This window comes from Micromonospora sp. 050-3, assembly GCF_046549335.1.
GTDB lineage: Bacteria > Actinomycetota > Actinomycetes > Mycobacteriales > Micromonosporaceae > Micromonospora > Micromonospora trifolii.
On record NZ_JAJPVX010000001.1, the window covers coordinates 929,827 to 946,790 of the forward strand.

At 68.8% G+C, this 16,964-nt stretch carries 13 protein-coding genes; 10 read left to right on the forward strand and 3 right to left on the reverse strand.

Annotated features, from left to right (window positions below):
* The first annotated feature begins 91 nt into the window (after positions 1-91).
* From ACLJOK_RS04325 to ACLJOK_RS04370, 10 genes are all read left to right on the forward strand, one after another.
* A complete protein-coding gene (locus ACLJOK_RS04325) occupies positions 92-1,543 on the forward strand; it encodes a wax ester/triacylglycerol synthase domain-containing protein (protein ID WP_410816253.1) in 1,452 nt (483 codons plus the stop codon).
* 96 nt (positions 1,544-1,639) lie between these two features.
* On the forward strand, positions 1,640-2,158 hold the full coding sequence (locus ACLJOK_RS04330; RefSeq protein WP_410816254.1) for a hypothetical protein: 519 nt from the start codon (positions 1,640-1,642) through the stop codon (positions 2,156-2,158).
* Between the two features lie 399 nt (positions 2,159-2,557).
* On the forward strand, positions 2,558-3,592 hold the full coding sequence (locus ACLJOK_RS04335) for a magnesium transporter CorA family protein (RefSeq protein ID WP_410816256.1): 1,035 nt from the start codon (positions 2,558-2,560) through the stop codon (positions 3,590-3,592).
* Positions 3,593-3,780: 188 nt separating this feature from the next.
* Positions 3,781-4,527, forward strand: a complete 747-nt coding sequence (locus ACLJOK_RS04340) for a cation-transporting P-type ATPase (RefSeq protein ID WP_410816258.1) — start codon at positions 3,781-3,783, stop codon at positions 4,525-4,527.
* 484 nt (positions 4,528-5,011) lie between these two features.
* Positions 5,012-7,417, forward strand: coding sequence for a phosphoketolase (locus ACLJOK_RS04345; RefSeq protein WP_410816260.1), 2,406 nt, complete (start codon positions 5,012-5,014; stop codon positions 7,415-7,417).
* Positions 7,418-7,455: 38 nt separating this feature from the next.
* On the forward strand, positions 7,456-8,457 hold the full coding sequence (locus ACLJOK_RS04350) for an Acg family FMN-binding oxidoreductase (RefSeq protein ID WP_410816262.1): 1,002 nt from the start codon (positions 7,456-7,458) through the stop codon (positions 8,455-8,457).
* A gap of 65 nt (positions 8,458-8,522) precedes the next feature.
* A complete protein-coding gene (locus ACLJOK_RS04355; RefSeq protein WP_410816264.1) occupies positions 8,523-11,210 on the forward strand; it encodes a cation-translocating P-type ATPase in 2,688 nt (895 codons plus the stop codon).
* A gap of 48 nt (positions 11,211-11,258) precedes the next feature.
* Positions 11,259-11,591 carry a cupin domain-containing protein gene (locus ACLJOK_RS04360; protein ID WP_410816266.1) on the forward strand — a complete coding sequence of 111 codons (333 nt, stop codon included), beginning with the start codon at positions 11,259-11,261 and terminating at the stop codon, positions 11,589-11,591.
* Positions 11,592-11,669: 78 nt separating this feature from the next.
* On the forward strand, positions 11,670-12,557 hold the full coding sequence (locus ACLJOK_RS04365) for a universal stress protein (protein WP_410816268.1): 888 nt from the start codon (positions 11,670-11,672) through the stop codon (positions 12,555-12,557).
* 167 nt (positions 12,558-12,724) lie between these two features.
* Positions 12,725-13,234, forward strand: a complete 510-nt coding sequence (locus tag ACLJOK_RS04370) for a nitroreductase/quinone reductase family protein (protein ID WP_410816270.1) — start codon at positions 12,725-12,727, stop codon at positions 13,232-13,234.
* 539 nt (positions 13,235-13,773) lie between these two features.
* Here the strand turns inward: ACLJOK_RS04370 and ACLJOK_RS04375 are convergent.
* From ACLJOK_RS04375 to ACLJOK_RS04385, 3 genes are all read right to left on the reverse strand, one after another.
* Positions 13,774-14,397: a universal stress protein gene (locus ACLJOK_RS04375; protein WP_410816272.1), complete on the reverse strand. Its 624-nt coding sequence runs from the start codon at positions 14,395-14,397 to the stop codon at positions 13,774-13,776.
* Between the two features lie 332 nt (positions 14,398-14,729).
* Entirely contained in the window at positions 14,730-15,773 is a 1,044-nt protein-coding gene (locus ACLJOK_RS04380; protein ID WP_410816274.1) for an NAD(+)/NADH kinase, read from the reverse strand.
* Between the two features lie 291 nt (positions 15,774-16,064).
* Positions 16,065-16,892 (reverse strand): SDR family NAD(P)-dependent oxidoreductase, encoded by an 828-nt coding sequence (locus ACLJOK_RS04385; RefSeq protein WP_410816276.1) that lies wholly within the window; start codon positions 16,890-16,892, stop codon positions 16,065-16,067.
* Positions 16,893-16,964: the final 72 nt, after the last annotated feature.

Consider the following 16,964-nt stretch of genomic DNA (forward strand, 5'->3'; position numbering starts at 1 on the left):
GTCAGGCGCGAAAGCACGTCCGGGGTCCGCCGTTCTTCACGGCCCCTGACCGAACGCCACGGCCCACCCAAAGGATTCGTAGGAGGTCTTCGTGACCATCGGATTCGTGCGGCTCAGCGCCGTGGACCTGACCAACCTGGCGATCGAGGCGCCGGACACTCCGATGCACGTCGGCATAGTGGCTGTGCTCGACGGCGCGTCGATCTGCGACGCGGACGGGCAGTTGCGGCTGGCCGAGATCCGTGCCGACCTCGACCAGCGGCTCAGCAGCGTGCCCGAGCTGCGTCGGATCGTCCACCACCCGGGGTGGCTGGCTGGCCCGCCGCTGTGGGTCGACGATCCGTCGTTCGACATCAACCGGCATGTGAACGGCATTGCGCTGTCCCCACCCGGCGACGAGGCCGCGCTGATGCGGGTGGCCGAGGAACTGCTGGCGCCGCTGCTGGACCGCGCCCACCCGATGTGGCGGATCTGGCTCGTGACCGGCCTACCCGACGGTCGCGTCGCCGCCATCCTCGCGCTTCATCACGCGATCGCCGACGGCCTCGCCGCGGTCAGACTCCTCACCGCCCTCCTCGCTCCCACCGCAGCGGCCCCGCATTCCGCCTGGTCGGCTGCCGACGCGCCGGGTTGGCGCATGCTGGCTCGAGACAACCTCCGGCTCAGGCTGAGCACCCTCCGGCGGCTCGTCCACCGGCCACGAACCCGCCGGCTCGCCGGCACGCTCGCCATCAGCCGGCAACTCCTCGGCCACGCATGGCACGCGCCCCGAACCTCACTGACCGGCCCGGTCGGCCCACACCGTGCGCTCGCCGTTTTCCGCCTCGACCTCGCAACCGTCAAGGACGTCGCGCACGCGCACGACGGGAAGGTCAACGACGTTGTGCTCAACCTGGCCGCCGGAGGCTTGCGCGCTCTGCTGCGGTCCCGGGGTGAGCGCGTCGACGGGATCGACATCAACGCCACCGTCGCAGCGTCACCCCGCATCCGCACACCAGCACCCCGCACCGGCAACCGGGCGGGCATCATCGTGGTCAAGCTTCCGCTCGGCGAACCCGACCCGGCCGTACGACTGCGTCTGGTCAGCGCGAACAGCAGCACCGCCAAGCGCGAGCAGATGCTCACCACCGAGCAGTGCCTGCTGCTCTGGTTGGCGCGGCTGGGCCTGCTGCGGCGCTTCACCCGCAGGCAACGCCTCACCACCGTCGTCGAGAGCAACGTGACCGGCCCACCCGCCCCGATCCGGCTGCTGGGGGCGGATGTCATCGACATGATCCCGATCGGGGCGCTCGCCGGGAACCTCGCCATCTCGTTCCTGGCGTTCTCCTACGCCGGCGTGCTCACCATCACCGTCAGGGTCGACGCCGACCGCCACCCCGACGTTCCGGTGCTGGTCGCCGCCATGGCGGACGATTGGCGCTCACTGGTGGCCATCGCCGAAACTGATCAGCTTATGCGGCAGGCTGACGCCTCGACGGGCACCCGGACATCATCCGGTCCCGGTCCGGTGGGGGTGGGATCAGCGACCGATGCAGGTCGCTGAGACCAGCGGGCCGGCGTCCGAGGGCAAACCAGAAGCTCTGGTAGGCGGCAGCGCGGTCATAGAGGCCCTTCGACCCTGTTCTGCCAGCCTGCGCAGGTGGACCGTGAAAAAGTGCAGACAACAAGGGTTCACGCGAGAACTCCACTCGCGACAACAGGACGTCGTCCGGCGACGGTGTGGGCCCTTGTCGGCCTGCTGGCGTTCCTCGGCGTGAGCGGACTGTTCGGCGGAGTCGGTCTGATCTTCGGTATTTGGGGAATGGACCAGATACCCCGCGAGCCACTCGACCGTATTCCCCTCATTGACAGCTGGCTCGTTCCCGGGCTGGTGCTGGCCGTGGGCTTCGGCCTGGTATCGCTGATCGCCGCGTACGGTGTCCTACGCCGGCCACCATGGCCATGGCTCGCGACCGCCGGGCACCTGACCGGCCGTCACTGGTCCTGGTCGGCCACGATTCTGCTCGGGCTGGGTCAACTGGCCTGGCTCCTGGTGGAGTTCCGTTACGTCGGCCCGTCGCCCCTGCTGTTCGTCTATGGCACGGTCGGTGCCGCTCTCACCGTGCTCCCCATGCTCATGCCGGTGCGTCGCTATCTCACCACGGAGCGCATCCCGTGACCGTTCACCCCGATCGTCGGTCGCCCGGTTCGGCGTCATCTGGCGCGCTTCCGCCGGTGGTCGAGCGGTACCTGAATCGCGCCGTCTCAGATCGCGACCGGGTGCCGCAGATGGTGCGGGTGACCCAGCAGGACCCGGAACGGATGGCAGCGCTTCAACGCCACCGTCGGTGCGCGAGCAACCGACGTCAGGGCCAAAAAGCCCTGAAGGGCCGCGGGAGACCGGTCAAACGTTCGGGTCTTGTGGCCCTGTCCGACACGCCGCCTCCCGAGGCACGGTTGAGTCGAGCATGAGGACAGGAGGCGGCGACGTGGTGACACGCACACGGCGGATGACCGTCGTGGGGACTCCCGGTGCGATCGCGGGGGACAGGGCTCGGAAGTCTCGGAGTTCGCTGCGATGACTGCGGTTCCCGAGGCCGTGCCCGATGAGGCGGCCGACCTGACCGGACCGGAGTCCCGCGTCCGAACGCGGTTGTACGAGAACGGCGTCTGCGTCGCGCGGGACCTTCCGGTCGCGGAGATCTCCGCGCACCTCCATGACCCGAACTCCGTGGTGTGGCTCGATCTGTGTCGGCCCACCGCTGGCGACTTCGAGATGGTGGACACCCAGTTCGGGTTGCACGAGCTGGCCATCGAGGACGCCCTCCAGGAGTCGCAACGCCCGAAGCTTGACCGGTACGCCACACACCTGTTCATCAGTGCCTACGCGGTCAAGATCGAGTCTCCGGGCATCCGGCTGCGCACCAGTGAGATAGCCGTGTTCCTGACCGACCAGGCGTTGATCACCGTCCGCAAGGACGAGGGCTTCGACATGGCGCCGGTCCTCGCCCGCTGGGACTCCTCGGCCGATCTCGCGAGTCACGGCGTCGCGTTCCTGCTCCACGGCCTGCTCGACCATGTCGTCGACGGGCACTTCCGTGCGGTCGGGCAGCTCGACGAGGGCATCGAGAGGCTGGAGGAGTTGCTGTTCGGCGAGCGCCGGGCGCAGATCCAGGCCGTGCAGCGGCGCTCCTTCGAGCTGCGTCGCGACCTTGTGGTGCTGCGTCGGGTGGTGCTGCCGATGCGGGAGGTTCTCAACGGCCTGCTGCGTCGGGACCTGCATGTCGTCGACGAGGTGATGACGCCGTACTACCAGGACGTCTACGACCACGTCCTGCGGGTCACCGAGTGGACCGAGTCTCTGCGCGACCTCGTCGCGACGACAGTCGAAACGAACCTGACTATCCAGGCCAACCAGATGAATCTCATCATGAAGAAGGTGACCAGTTGGGCGGCGATCATCGCCGTCCCCACCGCGGTCACCGGCTTCTACGGCCAGAACCTGCCCTACCCCGGATTTGGCTCCCAAGGGGGAGTGCTGGCCTCAACAGCCCTGATCGCGGCGCTCTCCGCCGGCCTGTACGGGGTCTTCAAACGCAAGGACTGGCTGTAGCGCACGGCCGGCCGGCGCAGCGCCGGCCGGCGGTCAGTCCGCACCGCTCCTCCAACGGCCGTTCTCTACGGAGGGGCTGCCTGCGTGTTCGCCAACGAGCCGCCCTGAGCGGTTAAAAGGGAGCCACGGTGACATCCGGTCCGCAGACGTCCATCCCACAGAGCGGAGTTGGGTCCGCATCGTTGGATGTGACGGGAAGACTGGACCGATTGGAAGTCAGTTCGCGCGGGCTGTCGGCCGACGACGCTGCGGCGCGGCTGACCCGCGACGGGCTCAACGAACTTCCGGTAGCCCGTGGTCCGTCGGTCCTTCGCCGGTTCATGGCCCAGTTCACCGACCTGTTCGCGGTGATGTTGCTGGTCGCCGCGGTGATCACGTTCATCGCCTACGAGCTGGGCCGGCCGCGCGACGCCGGTAACCTGCAGCTGGCGGTCGCGATCCTGGCAGTGGTGCTGCTCAACGCGGTGATCGGCTTCGGACAGGAGTTCGCCGCAGAACGGACGGCCGAGGCGTTGCGGGCCATGGTGCCGCGTCGCAGTGTGGTCCTGCGCGACGGGGAACGCGTCGACGTGCCGGCGGTCAGCCTGGTCGTCGGCGACATCCTGGTGCTCGAGGCAGGCGACGCGGTGCCCCCGACGCAGGTCATCGAGGCGCACGGGTTGACCGTCGACAACTCCGCACTGACCGGCGAGAGCGAACCGGCCCGGCGTACATCTGACGCCGTTGCCGCCGGTGTGGCGTCGCTGGACGCCAGCAACCGGCCTGTTCCACACCGCAGCGCTGTCCGTGGCGGACTGGGCGATCTCGTGGCCTGCGGTGTTCTGCTGCCGGCCGCGGACGAGATTCGCAAGGCCGTGCTGCGTGCACAGCGACGCCACGCGGGCTCGGTAAGCGTAGGAACCGCACCGACCGGGCCGTCGCACGCTGTTCGGTGACACCCGGCCCGCAAATTACATCGGGCCGACAGGTTCCAGCCGAGCCAGTCGGGAAACGGTTTGTCGGTGACGGTGAAGCCGGGATCCCCGGACCCGCGCTGAAATGATCGAGGAGCGTCCGATGCGCGCCTGTATTCGCGCCCGCCATGCGCCGCCGTAGCGACACGTCCGCCATCTGATCCAGACCTCGGTAGCAGCCGGAAGAGACAGGCCCGGCTTGAGGGGTCTTCTGGCCCTGACCATCTGCCGATGGCGAGCGCAGACTGAGCACATCGTCGAACGTGGCGCGTTGGTCTCCCCACGGGAGCCGCGCGGCGCTCGCGTCCTCGCTGCACCGATCAGTCTTGGGCATCGCGCCAAGGGCAATGGCAAAGAGTTGGCCGCAACGGGGCGCTAATGACCGTCCCGCGCCCTCGGCGGGCCGTCGTCATGCAGGCGCGTACCGCAATTTCTTCCGCTACCGATAGGAAAGGCGGCGGTCCTGATGACCGCGACCCGCACCGCACCTCTGGACACCGTATCGACTTTCCGTGTGGCGGCGGGCGAGCCGTTGGGGTCCGATGAGCTGGAGCGCATCGACGCGTACTGGCGCGCGGCGAACTACCTGTCGGTCGGGCAGATCTACCTGATGGGCGACCCGCTGCTGCGCGAGCCGCTGCAACCGGTGCAGGTCAAGCCGCGGCTGCTCGGGCACTGGGGCACCACTCCCGGTCTGAACCTGCTCTACGCCCACCTGTCACGGATCATCGCCGCGCGTGGCCGGGAGGTCATCTACGTGACCGGCCCGGGTCATGGTGGCCCCGGGCTGGTCGCGAACACCTGGCTGGAAGGCACCTACTCGGAGATCTACCCGCGGATATTGCAGGACGCGGTGGGCATGCAGCGGCTGTTCACCCAGTTTTCCTTCCCCGGCGGCGTCCCGTCCCATGTCGCGCCGGAGACGCCCGGGTCGATTCACGAGGGCGGTGAACTGGGCTATTCGCTGTCGCATGCCTACGGCGCGGCCCTGGACAACCCTGACCTCGTCGTGGCGTGCGTCATCGGCGACGGTGAGGCCGAGACCGGCCCGCTGGCCGCGTCGTGGCACTCGAACAAGTTCCTCGACCCGGTCGGTGACGGTGCCGTGCTGCCGATCCTGCACCTCAACGGCTACAAGATCGCCAACCCGACCGTCCTGGCCCGCATCGGCGACGACGAACTCCGCAACCTTCTCGAGGGGTACGGGCACAAGCCCTACCTCGTCGCCGGCGAGGACCCCACCACCGTCCACCAGCTCCTCGCCGCCACCCTCGACGTCGCCTTCGACGAAATAACCGAGATCCAGCGGGCCGCCCGCGAGGATGGGGTCACCGAACGGCCACGCTGGCCGATGATCGTGCTGCGTACCCCCAAGGGGTGGACCGGCCCTCAGGTCGTCGACGGGCTGCAGGTGGAGGGGACGTGGCGCGCCCACCAGGTCCCGCTGACGGCGGCCCGCGACGACGCCGCCCACCTCGACGCCCTTCAAACGTGGATGCGTTCCTACCGACCGGAGGAGCTCTTCGACGCCGACGGCGCGCCGCAGTCCTGGGTGGTCGACTGGCTGCCACGAGGCGAGTTGCGCATGTCGGCGAACCCGCACACCAACGGCGGTAGGTTTCCCCGTGACCTGGAGTTACCCGACTTCCGGGACTACGCGGTCAAGGCCGGTGAAATCGCCGAGGCGACGCGGGTGCTGGGCGGGTGGTTGCGCGACGTCATGGCAGCGAACGTCGAGTACCGCAACTTCCGCCTCGTCGGCCCGGACGAGACAGAATCGAACCGGCTCGGTGCCGTCCTCGACACGACCGGCAAGGCGTGGCAAGCCCGAGTCGATGAAGTGGACCAGCACCTGGACCGGCACGGCCGGGTCATGGAGATCCTCTCCGAGACCACCTGCCAGGGCTGGCTGGAGGGTTACCTGCTCACCGGCCGGCACGGGTTGTTCTCCTGCTACGAGGCCTTCATCCACATCGTTGACTCGATGTTCAACCAGCACGCGAAATGGCTCAAGACGACCCGGCACCTCGGCTGGCGCAAACCCGTGCCGTCGCTGAACTACCTGCTCACCTCGCACGTCTGGCGCCAGGACCACAACGGCACCTCCCACCAGGACCCCGGCTTCATCGACCACGTCGTCAACAAGAAGGCCGAAGTCGTCCGGGTCTACCTACCACCGGACGCCAACACCCTGCTCTCGGTGGCCGATCACTGCCTGCGCAGCCGTGACTACGTCAACGTCATCGTCGCCGGCAAGCAACCCGCCCCCACCTGGCTCGACATCAACGAGGCGGCCCTGCACTGCGCTCGCGGCCTCGGCATATGGGACTGGGCGAGCAATGACGACGGCGACCCCGACGTGGTTCTCGCCGCCGCCGGTGACGTGCCGACCGGCGAGATCCTCGCCGCGACCGACCTGCTTCGCCAACACCTGCCCGACCTCAAGGTGCGGGTGGTCAATGTGGTCGACCTGATGCGTCTACAGCCCGACTCCGAGCACCCGCACGGCTTGCCGGACCCGGAGTTCGACGCCATCTTCACCACCGACCGGCCGGTCATCCTGGCCTACCACGGCTACCCGTGGCTGATCCACCGGCTGACCTACCGGCGCACCAACCACCACAACCTGCACGTCCGCGGCTACAAGGAGGAGGGCACCACGACGACACCGTTCGACATGCTCGTCGTCAACGACATGGATCGTTTCCACCTCGTCATCGACGTCATCGATCGGGTTCCCGGACTCGGCCGCAAGGCAGCCGTCCTGCGCCAGCAGATGGTCGACAAGCGCACCGAGCACCGCGCCTACGTGCGGCGTACCGGCGAGGACCTGCCCGAGATCCGCGACTGGGTGTGGGTGCGCACGCCCTGACCGACCGGACGTCCGATGACGCAGAAGGAGATCCGACCATGAGCACCGACGCTTCCATCCGGGCCGCAGACACCCGGGCCGACACCCGGGCGCTGTCCGCCGCCGCCGCGGCGGCGGGGCACGCCCCGTCGATTCACAACACGCAACCCTGGCGGTGGCGGGTGACCAGCAATGAGCTGGACCTCTACCTTGATCACAGCCGGGGCCTGGAGGTCACCGACCCGGACTCCCGCCTCGCCGTCCTGAGCTGCGGTGCCGCGCTGCACCATGCGCTGGTGAGCCTCGCCGCCGCCGGCTGGCATGCGCTCGTCGCCCGGATGCCGAACCCGGCGCACCCCGACCACCTCGCGCAGGTGCGCCTCGACCACCAGATCCCGGTCACCCCGGCTGCGGTACGCCACCGGCAAACCATCGCTCTACGGCAGACCGACCGCAGGCCCGTCGTGAGTGCCCCGGTCGCTGCCGACAAGCTGCACTCCATCGTCACGGCCGCCGAGTCCGCCGGCGCTCATCTACACCTGCTCCGACCCGACCAGGTGTACGACCTGGCCACCGCTGTCGATCACGCTCAGCGCGCCGAGGCTGATGAGGTCGACTGGCGGACCGAGCTGGCCTACTGGACCGGGGGTACCCGGCCGTTGGGGACCGGCGTTCCGGACTCCGCCATCGGTGATCGTGCCTCGCAGACGACTGTGTCCGGTCGGGACTTCGGCCACTACGGGGACCTGCCCATTTCCGAGGCGCACGAGAACGTGGCCACCTTCGCGATTCTCTACGGGCTTGAGGACGGCAAGCTCGACTGGCTCCGTGCCGGCGAGGCACTCTCGGCCGCCTGGCTCACCGCCGCCGAACTCGGCGTGTCCGTCCTGCCGTTGAGCGCCACGATCGAGGTGGCCGTGACCCGTGAGCAGCTGCGGCGTCTGCTGGCCGACGTCGGTTACCCGCAGCTCGTGCTGCGCTTCACTACCGCGGACCCGGCCGGCACCGCCGCTCCGCACACTCCGCGAATTCCTGCCGAACAGGTCATCGAGCGGGCCTGACCAGCCGTCGCGCACGACCGGCCCCGCGAGGCTGTCACCACGATCGAAGAAGGCGGCGAACCACAGTGACCATATCCAAGACTCCTGTCGTACCGGATGTGGGCTCGGCGCCCCGGCCGAACGGCGATCTGCGCCCCGCCTCGGCCGATGCTGGTGGCCTGTCGTCGGGCGACGCCGCGGCGCGGTTGGCGCGTGACGGCGGCAACGTGCTGCCGACGCCGCAACCCACGCCGCTGTGGAGAAGGATCGTCACCCAGCTGCGCGACCCGTTGGTGCTGGTCCTGCTCGCTGCGGCAGGGTTCACCCTGGCGACTGCCGACTTCACCGACGCGGCCGTCATCCTGTTGGTCATCGCCGTCAACACCACCGTCGGGGTGCTCCAGGAGATCAAGGCGGAGCGGGCCATCACCGCCCTGTCCGCCCTGACCGCCCCGGCCGCCCGGGTGGTCCGCGACGGCCGGCAACGCGAAGTCCCCGCCGCGGACCTCGTCACGGACGATCTGTTGATTTTGGCCGAAGGCGATGTCGTACCCGCGGACGCCCGACTCGTGGAGTCGGTCGCGCTGCTCGTCGACGAGGCGGCGCTGACCGGAGAATCCGCGCCCGTCGACAAAGCCGTCGCCACTACCGGCGCGGACTCGGCTTCTTCAGCGGTCGTGTCGGCCGGCACGGTCGTGGTCCGGGGCCGGGGACGTGCCGTCGTCACCGCGACCGGTGCGGCCAGCGCGATGGGCCGCATCGCATCCATGATGGTCACCAGCCCCGGCCTGACGCCTCTGCAACGTCGCCTGGCCGGCGTGGGTCGTCAGCTCGCTGTCGGCGCGCTGTTGCTGTGCGGGCTGGTCCTGGCCCTCGGCCTGGTGCGCGGACAACCGTTGCAGCTGATGATCGTCACCGCGATCAGCCTCGTGGTGGCCGCCGTACCGGAGTCACTGCCGGCCGTGGTCACCCTCAGCCTTGCCCTGGGCGCACGCAGGATGACCGCCCGCCACGCGGTGATCCGCAGGCTGCCGGCAGTGGAGACCCTTGGGTCGGTGACGGTCCTGGCCACCGACAAAACCGGCACCCTCACCGAAGGCACCATGGTCGTCCGGCGGTTGTGGACCCCACACGGGGACGCCTTCGTCAGCGGTTCCGGCTTCGCCCCGGACGGGCAGATCCACCGAGACGGCGAGAACATCGTCGCCGGCCAAGCCGGCGACCAGGCTCCCGACCTCGTGGAGCTGATGCGGGCGGCCGTGCTCTGCAGCGATGCGTCGCTGCGAGCGCCCAGCCCCGACAACGACGACTGGCTGGCCGTCGGTGATCCCACCGAGGCGGCGCTACTGACCGCCGGCGGCAAGCTCGGTATCGACGTCGACGCGCTGCACCACGAGTTGCCCCGACATGGTGAGGCGCCCTTCGACAGCGACCGCAAGCGGATGAGCACCGCACACCAGTTGACCGATGGCCGCATGCGGATCATCTGCAAGGGTGCCCCAGAGTCGCTGCTGCAGCCGGCGATCATCACCGACCACCCTGACGTGCTGCGTCAGGCCACCGACTGCGCTGACACCCTCGCCCGAGAGGGTTACCGGGTCCTCGCCGTGGCCCAGGCCGAACGCGACACCGTGCCCGGCGACGCCGCAGGCTACGAGCGCGGCCTGCGACTTCTAGGCCTCGTCGCGATCCTCGACCCGCCGCGCGCATCCGCCGCAACCACCATCGCCGCATGCCGCGACGCCGGAATCACCCCGGTCCTCATCACCGGCGACCACCCCGCCACCGCCACCGCGATCGCCACCGAACTGCACATCATCGACGTCGGCGAGACGGCGGTCGACTGTCGTACCACCGATCCGGGCCCGGCGGCCACCCGCGGCGTACGGGTCTTCGCCCGCGCCACCCCCCAGCAGAAGGTGGCCATCATCGACGCCCTGCGTGCCGACGGCGAGGTCGTCGCGATGACCGGCGACGGCGTCAACGACGGCCCAGCGCTGCATCGCGCCGACATCGGCGTGGCCATGGGCAAGCGCGGCACCGAAGTCGCCCGCCAGGCCGCCGACCTGGTCCTCGCCGACGACGAACTCGCCACCGTCGTCGCCGCCGCCCACGAGGGCCGCCGCGTCTATGCCAACATCCGCCGGTTCCTGCTCTACGCTCTGTCCGGCGGCGCCGCCGAGATCGCCGTGATGCTCGTCGGGCCCTTCGTCGGCCTGCCCCTGCCGCTGCTCCCGGCCCAGATCCTCTGGATCAACCTGCTCACCCACGGCCTGCCCGGCCTGGCAATGGGCAGCGAACCCGCCGACCCCGACGGCATGCGCAAGCCCCCTCGCCCGCCGGCGGAAACCGTCCTCGGCGCCGGCCTGTGGCAACGCGTCCTGCGCGTCGCGGCGGTCATCGCCGCCGTCACCATCGGCGTCGGCGTGTGGGCGCACACCACCGACCGTCCGTGGCAGACCCTGACGTTCCTCGCTCTGGGCCTAACCCAACTCGCCGTGGCCCTGGGATCACGCGCCCGCCCCGGCACGACGGCCAACCCCATGCTGTTCGCCGCCGTCGGCGCCGCCCTGCTGCTGCAACTCGCCGCCATCTACGCTTCGCCGCTGCGCGAACTGCTCGGCACCGAACCGGTCGCCGCCACCGACCTGCTGATCGTGACGGCCATGTCCGCCCTGGGCTACGCCGCCATCCGCCTCGACCGCCGCATCCACTCGACCCCACCACCGGCAGGGGTTAGTCGGCCCCTTTCAAAATCCCCGGAGTCGACCTGAGCTGGCCGGTTCACGAGAATCCGAACGACGAGACTGACAGGACCTGTCATGCAGAAGTTGTCCCTGACCGCACTGGCCCGCCAGCAGCTCCAGCTTGCGCACAGCGCCTCCAGCGGCCGCAGCAGCTCCACCGTCTACGGCGGCCACGAGCACAAAATCCGCCAGACCATGATCGCGCTGACCGCCGGCCAGATGCTCAGCGAACACGAGAACCCCGGCGAGGCCACGGTCCACGTCCTGAACGGCCGAGTTCGGCTCGGCGCGGGCGAAACGTCCTGGGACGGCGTATCTGGCGACCTGCTGATTGTGCCGGACCGCCGGCACACGCTGGAAGCGCTCGAAGACGCCGCGGTGCTGCTCACCGTAGCCAAGCACCCATGACGGGCCCGCATCGCCGCCCATCCCATTGCCGCGTGCAGGACCTACCGAACGTTCATCAGTGTCCAACGGAGGTAAACCATGACCGGCTCACCCATCCTTGTTGGAGTCGACGGCTCTGACTGCAGCCTCGTCGCGGTCGACCTCGCAGTCCGTGAGGCCGCGCTACGCGGACGCCCGGTACGCATCGTCTACTGCGACCCATGGGCCGACCATCCCGCCTGGACGCACAACGACCCGGCCGGCGAACTGACCGGCGGCCTTCTGTCCGACCCGCAGCAAGCCATCCGGGCCGCCATCGACCGAGTGAACACTGACGAGGTGCCGGTGACTGGCGAGGTGCTGGCCGGAAATCCGACTCCCGTCCTGATCCGCGAATCAGCCGACGCGGATCTCCTCGTGCTCGGACACCGAGGCCGGGGCGGGTTTCCCGAGCTGCTGCTCGGTTCGGTCGCGGTGACGGTGGCCGCGCACGCCGCCTGTCCTGTCCTGATCACGCGCGGGACGCCGACGACCGGAGGTGAGGTCCTGATCGGCGTGGACGGCTCACCGGGCAACAACGCCGCCATCGGTTTCGCATTCCACGAGGCCACGCTTCGCAGCGTTGATCTGCGGGCTCTGCATACTCGAACCGAATCGAACAACACCGACCACGGTTCGATGGCAATGGACGACTCCGGGTCCGAAAACCTCGGACACGACCAGGTCCTGACGGAGGCGCTGTCGGGCTGGTCGCAGAAGTATCCGCAGGTGGTCGTGCAGCGGCAACTGGCGGCCGGCCGAGCGGCGCATGCGCTCGTCACCGCCAGCGACCGCGCCCAACTCGTCGTACTCGGGGCCCGCGGACGCGGCGGGCTTCATGGTCGCCGCCTCGGCTCGGTCAGCCACGCCGTCCTGCACCACGCGGCCTGCCCGGTCACCATCGTGCACGACAACGCATCGCAAGAACAAGGGGCCGCGACAACCTAGACATGCCGCCCTGAGGCGCCGGGCGCTTGCCCACGCGCGGCTGGCCGGCGGTCCGTCGAGGCCGTCACCGCGTGGCAGGTGCCGTCCATGTACGACTATGCCTATGAATAGACGCCCAAGCGCAGCCGATGAAACCTACGCTGCCGCACAGACAGGAGCCTTTCTCCATGATGGCGATCCACGACCATTTCGCTCAGTGGATGTACCAGCACGGCCGTCCCAATCGTCTGGCCCGCATCCTGAACCGCATATCGGCCCTCCAGTTCAGTAGTGGGATGTTCGCGCCGCGCAACTGGGTGACGTTGGAGGTTCTCGGACGTCGAAGCGGTAAGCCCGTGACCTTCCCCCTCGTCGTCGCGGACCACCTGGGAGAGCGTTATCTCGTGTCGATGCTGGGAACCACCTCGAATTGGGTGGCCAACGTGCGAGCCGACGGCGGTCACGCCGTCATCCATCACGGGACACGCGAAAAAATCCTGCTGAAGGAGGTCGACGTCGGTGCGCGCGCGCCAATTCTGCGCCGCTATCTCGCTGTTGCTCCCGGTGCCCGCCCACACATGGCTGTCGACCGGCGGGCACCGTTGTGCGACTTCGAGCGCGTGGCGGCGCAATACCCGGTATTCCGCGTTACGCACGACCCTTCGCTGCCGGCGAAGCTCAGCCATTGCGGCTGGTAGTACTTAGTTAGCGCTCATGGTCCACCCGCCGACGATCACCGACGCATCGGAGTTGCTGCTGGGGATGGCTCTACCCGTACGGTGCGGCCGTAGCCGCAGGCTTTCCCCCTCGGACACCAGTACGTGTGAAGATCCACGCGAGAGCAACTCCGCTCGTGCGGTGCGGTTGAGCAGTTCTGCGATGTCGTCCGCGCTGTGGCTTTCGAGGCCTGTCTTGGTGATCATCTGTACGTCCACTCTGCCAGCATGCGACAGCCGAATAGGCTCGATATTGACACCTCCTTAACGTCACGGGCGTGCGCTAAACCGGGCTGACATGCGGGCGGTGGTTACGGTCGATTCGACCCGCGCGGCAACTCGTGGGCGACGGGTCGAGTACCTCCTCTGGCCGAAGATCAGGCACCGCGGGGAGTGGCAGCCGGACGAGCCATTGACACGCCTATCTCCCACGAGCGGAACGTCTGCCAGGTTCGCGTACTCGTCGAGGCGGTAGCCCACGCCCCGCACTGGGACCAGCGGTTTGGCGGGCTCGGGACGGTTCACGTCGAGCGCCGATCGCGGCCCACCGCCCGCAGGGATCGACGGATGGCCGCTGCTCGGGCCCACGGTGGTGGGGGTACGACGACGACCGGGACGTGTGCGTGTGCCACGCAGTACCGGGTTGTGGGGCTGGCGATGCGGCCAAAACGTCCGCGTTGCGTGCCCACGACGAGGAGGTCGGTCTCCCGGTGCGCGTATTCGACCAGCACCGGTCCGGGCAGGCCTTTTATGGCGACCAGGTCCACGGCAACGTCGGTGGGGACGGCCCCCATGGCAGCGGCGAACGCGTCGGGCCCGTATCGGTCGGCTTCGGTCGCCAGCTCGCGGTGCCACCGGCGATTCGCCGCGCGGTTGTGCCACACCGGCGTGAACGTCCAGGCACGAACGGCGTGCACGTGGCCACCACAGATGCGTGCCTGCGCCACGGCCCACCGCAGCGCGTGCAGGCCCGCGATCGATTGCTCGACTCCGAGGACCAGCCGCGGGGCTGGCGCGCTGTCAGATGGGCCGCTTTCACCGATTGTCACGAACGTGGGTCCAATGCGCGCCGAGGTAGGAGGTGTGGGGGATAACTGCCGTGTCCAGCGCGTCGAGTCTCGGGCTGCCGACGATCGATCAAGCACGGCACGCGTTCATTGCCGGCAGATCGGACATTGGGCTGCTTCACCGTCGTGCACACGTCAGTTCCATCAGATGATGGTGCTCCTGGCCGCGCGACGACGTCCCTGTCCGCCACACGTTTTTGACGCCGCCACGTCCTTCTGCTACACGGTGATAACGCTGATCGGGAGGATTGACATCGCACCAAACGGCTACGGCTCTTCGCTCTGGCGTATGTCCTCGAGGTCCAGCTGACCGTGGATTTGGCGGCGGTCGTCTGGCTGAAAGGTCCGGTCTCGTGCAGCCTCTCCAGATCGGCGCGCTGGGCCAGCACCACGGCGCGGTGCACCCGCCTTTATGTCGGCAAGTGCAGGTGTTGGAGGTCCTCGGGTACCGGGAGCTCCGGTCGATAGACCAGCAGCGGCGGTTGGCTGCCGGTGTCGGCGTGGGCGGCAGGCGCGTCGGCGAGGGAGAACTGGTCCCGGAGGCGGCCGAAGAAGTCGTCGACATCGGCGACGATGAGCTTTGCGCGGCGTCGGGCGGGGTAGACGGAGACCCAGTCGCCGGGGTCGAGGATTCCGTGTACGCGTCCGTCGACGACGACGGCGACCTGACCCGATTTCGGGAGAACCTGCACGCCTACGGGTTCGTCCGGGGCGGTGACCATGCTGCGGTTGAACGCCATGTGGGGGGCGACCGGGGTGAAGACGAGGGCGTTGAGGCGCGGCGAGAGGACCGGTCCGCCGGCAGCGAACGAGTACGCGGTGGAGCCGGTCGGTGAGGCGACCAAAACGCCGTCGGCGGAGTAGGTGGCGAACAGCCGCCCGGACAGGTACACCGCCACGCTGGTCTGCCGGTCCCTGCCGAGTTTTTCGAACACGACGTCGTTGAGGGCGTTCAGGCCCAGTGGGACACCCCAACCCACCTCGTCGGGCGTGCCCGGGCGGGGAAGGGGCGGGACGGGATCGGGACCGCGCCCGTAGCGGAGCATAGTCCGCAGCTCCGGTGGGACCTGCAGCGGCCGCGACGCCCGCAGGGTGAGCAGCATGCGTTGCTGTATGGGTGCGCGGCCGGCGAGGGCGGCGCCGAGCACCCTCGGCAGGTCCGTGGCTGCGAACGGGGTGAGGAAGCCGACCCGGCCGGCCTTCACGCCGAGAACGGGTGCGTCGGCTTCGACGGCGACGGCCAATCCGCGCAGGAGGGTTCCGTCGCCGCCGATGGTGACGACGAGCTGCGGTCGCTGTGCCATGGCGGCCAGCACGTCGGCGGGGCTCTGATCGTCCTGCCAGACATTCAGGGCCTGCGACGCGGCACCGTGCTCGGCGCAGATCCGCGACACCATGTCCGCCGTTTCGGCGGCCTGCGGCCTGGTCGGGTGTACGACGACGGCAACGAGCATCCGAACTCCCTCCACGCCCTCTCGGCTGTCGACGTCATTTGACGATGGAGACTGCGGCAATACTCTACGTACAGGGTCCACAGCATGCCGTGAGCATTGCGTCATCACCGGGGCTGGTCTCTGCGTCCGGTGACCGACCGAGACTCGCCCCGATTGGCGAGCCACCGAGAACGCATCGTTTCGGGCCCAGAGCGCAGGTGCTGCCGGCAGTCGGCCGGGACTGGGCCGCCGCCTGCCCGCCGGGTGACTCGACGATCTGTGGCACACCTGTGCTGCTGCGTGTTACTGGACTCACGCTGCACGTTGGCTCGCGCTCGCCCCGACGGCACGCTCGCTGAGCTGCCAGAGGCGCTCCACCGCCGCTGCGTCAGCCACGAGCGGCGCGGGCACCGCTGGCAGGAGACCTTCAAAGTAGGCCCCGTTGACCGGAACCTCGCCGGTGGCCGCTCGCAGGACCGCCTGCATTCCGTCGATCGCTGGGCCACCACTGCGGCCATAGACACCGAGGAGCCGCGTTGCCACCACGCCCGGGTGGACATTGGCGACCGTCACCTCGGTCCAGGACCTGTCAGCCAGCGCCACCCCGAACATGGTCAGCGCCAGCTTGGCCTGCGCGTACGCGGTCACCGGCGCGTACCGTCCGGTGCGGTTCAGATCACTCCACGGCAGGTCACCCATCCGGTGCAGGCACGACGACACGTTGACCACTCGCGCGCCGCGCTTGCCGCGCAGCGCCGGCAGCAGCGACCTTGTCAGCAGGTACGGTGCGAGGTAGTTGACCTGCCACGACAGTTCGTTGCCGTCGACCGTCTCTGCCCTGCGCTCGGCGCCAACCATTGCTGCGTTGTTGATGAGCAGTCGCAGCCCCGATGACTGGGCAACCACCGCGTCGGCGAGCGCACGCACCTGCGACAGCTGCGCGAAGTCCGCGATCATCGGCTGGACCGGTGCCGACGCCGCGACGGCGTCGAGCAGCCGCCGCGTCGCGTCTCGGCCCTCGGTCTCGGTCCTGGCGTGCAGCAGCACGTGCCAGCCGCGGGCCGCCAACGCGCACGCGACCTCGAAACCGATGCCGCTGCTGGCCCCGGTGACCAGAGCGGTCCGGGAGACCTCGTCCATCTGGCTCCTTCACGCCGGTGTGCTGTCAGCTGTTGGGTTGTGCTCTTGTCGAAGAAGCAAGAGTTTGCGGCG

Coding starts and splice junctions, on each gene's coding strand:
- ACLJOK_RS04385 (WP_410816276.1), bottom strand. CDS start 16,892: ATGGACGAGGTCTCCCGGACCGCTCTGGTCACCGGGGCCAGCAGCGGC.
- ACLJOK_RS04345 (WP_410816260.1), top strand. CDS start 5,012: ATGACCGCGACCCGCACCGCACCTCTGGACACCGTATCGACTTTCCGT.
- ACLJOK_RS04360 (WP_410816266.1), top strand. CDS start 11,259: ATGCAGAAGTTGTCCCTGACCGCACTGGCCCGCCAGCAGCTCCAGCTT.
- ACLJOK_RS04380 (WP_410816274.1), bottom strand. CDS start 15,773: ATGCTCGTTGCCGTCGTCGTACACCCGACCAGGCCGCAGGCCGCCGAA.
- ACLJOK_RS04335 (WP_410816256.1), top strand. CDS start 2,558: ATGACTGCGGTTCCCGAGGCCGTGCCCGATGAGGCGGCCGACCTGACC.
- ACLJOK_RS04370 (WP_410816270.1), top strand. CDS start 12,725: ATGATGGCGATCCACGACCATTTCGCTCAGTGGATGTACCAGCACGGC.
- ACLJOK_RS04350 (WP_410816262.1), top strand. CDS start 7,456: ATGAGCACCGACGCTTCCATCCGGGCCGCAGACACCCGGGCCGACACC.
- ACLJOK_RS04365 (WP_410816268.1), top strand. CDS start 11,670: ATGACCGGCTCACCCATCCTTGTTGGAGTCGACGGCTCTGACTGCAGC.